This window comes from Allosphingosinicella sp. (genome assembly GCF_036403745.1).
Taxonomy (GTDB): Bacteria; Pseudomonadota; Alphaproteobacteria; order Sphingomonadales; family Sphingomonadaceae; genus Allosphingosinicella.
The window spans coordinates 1-1,950 of the sequence record NZ_DASWQI010000063.1 but is presented as its reverse complement, the minus strand read 5'-3'; the positions used below and the strand labels follow the sequence as shown (position 1 = coordinate 1,950).

Here is a 1,950-nt window from a genome sequence, read left to right as displayed (position 1 = left end):
CACCGTCACCACGCCCGTCATCACGAGGCACGGTCCAGTTACAGCCCCGCCTTCTCCTCCATCATCGTCGACGGCAATTCAGGCGCCACGCTTGCTGCCAACACTCCCGACGCGCTGCGCCACCCCGCCTCGCTCACCAAGATCATGACGCTTTATCTGCTGTTCGAGCGTCTGGAAGCCCGCAAGCTCCAGCTCGACAGCGAGATGGAAGTTTCCGAGCACGCCTCCGAGCAGTCGCCGACCAAGCTCGGCCTGCGTCCGGGACAGACCATCAAGGTCGAAGACGCCATCAAGGGGCTGGTGACGCGCTCGGCAAACGATGCTGCCGTCGTCATTGCGGAAGCGATTGCCGGCGACGAAGACGATTTTGCGAAGCTGATGACCCGCAAGGCGCGCGCGCTCGGCATGACCCGCACGGTATACCGGAACGCCTCGGGGCTTCCCGACGACGCCCAGGTGACGACCGCGCGCGATCAGTCGACGCTCGGCCGCGCCATCCAGGATCGTTTTCCGCGCTATTACCGGTACTTCTCGACCAACGTCTTTGTCTATCGCGGCCACGCGATCCGCAATCACAACAAGCTGCTCGGCAGCGTCGAGGGCGTCGACGGCATCAAGACCGGCTACACGCGCGCCTCCGGCTTCAATCTTGTGACCTCAATGCGCCGCGGCAACCGGCATCTGATCGGTGTGGTGATGGGCGGCCGCAGCGGCGGCTCGCGGGACGCCGCGATGCGTAACCTGCTGGCTGAAAACCTCGACAAGGCCGCGACCAGACGTACCGTCGCCGCCATCACCGAACGTGGCGCGTCCGAAGCGAATGCCGAGGTCGCCGAAGATCAGGCCCAGTCGCGGCCGGCCCGGATGGTTCAGGTCGAGGGAGCCGTGCAGGTGGCATCGGCTGACGGCGAGCCGGCCGCCATGTCGATGCGGCCAGCGGCGCCGAAACCCTCCATGATGGCCAATGCGGCTGCGGCGCTGCCGCCGCCACAGGCGAAACCGGAGCCCGCTCCGCTTACCAGCGGGGTGATTCAGACCCAGGCGATTTCCGCCATTCCCGGCTCGTCGGAGCCGATGAAACCGGTTCGGGTAAGAACCGTTCAGGTCAAGGCCGGACCGGTAAAACTGGCGTCGGCGGCTCCCGCGCAACCCGCGCCCCCCGTCACCAATGCGATCCCGCCGGCGCGCGATCTCGTGGAAACGTCGAGCCAGGTGGTCGCCAGGGCCGAATCGAACAGGCCCGAGATGCCGCCGCAACCGGCCAACCACGGCACCGGGCACGGTCTGCTCGGCGTGCTGCCCGCTTCCAGCGTCCCCGCCCCGCAGGCGATGGCCGCGATCGCGCAATCACAGCCGCAAGCGATCCAGCAGAATGGCGCCATCAAGCCGGTCCTGCGTTCCGGCTGGATCATCCAGGTCGGCGCGCTGGAGACCGAGAGCGAGGCGCGGCAGCGCCTCGAGGCCGCACGCGATCAGGCCCGCGGCATGCTCGGCAAGGCGGACTCCTTCACCGAGCCCGTCGCCAAGGGCGACAGGAAGCTGTACCGCGCCCGCTTCGCCGGGCTCGATCGCGATCAGGCGGAGGCGGTGTGCCGGACGCTGAAACGGTCCGAGATTTCCTGCATCACGATCAGGAACTGACTCACAGCGAGATCCCGAAGGACGTTTCGCAACGCCGGCGCCCTTGCCGCGGCCGTCGTTATTTGAGCCATTGATATCCGGTTCTCGAACGCCGAAACCTCTCAGCAAGATTTATCCGCTACAAACAAGTAACCACAATCGATCACGCCGGACCACGGCGGACGGCACGGGCGTCATTCGGAGACGGGCGGAAGCAAACTCGCGGTTGTAGCGTTGCGTGCCGGAGTTTAGCTAACGATGAGCGCGAAGCAGAGTGTCCTTGGCCTCGTTTACACGGGCCGCGAGGTACGTCGACCCCCCTTGGTCGGG

The 1,950-nt window shown here is 66.2% G+C and carries 1 protein-coding gene; it reads left to right on the top strand.

The genetic code is table 11. The features are described 5' to 3' along the window. Nucleotides 1–1,641: serine hydrolase (locus tag VGC56_RS12420; RefSeq protein ID WP_464125269.1), on the top strand; the 1,641-nt coding region annotated here is incomplete at its 5' end. Between the last annotated feature and the right edge of the window lie 309 nt (nucleotides 1,642–1,950).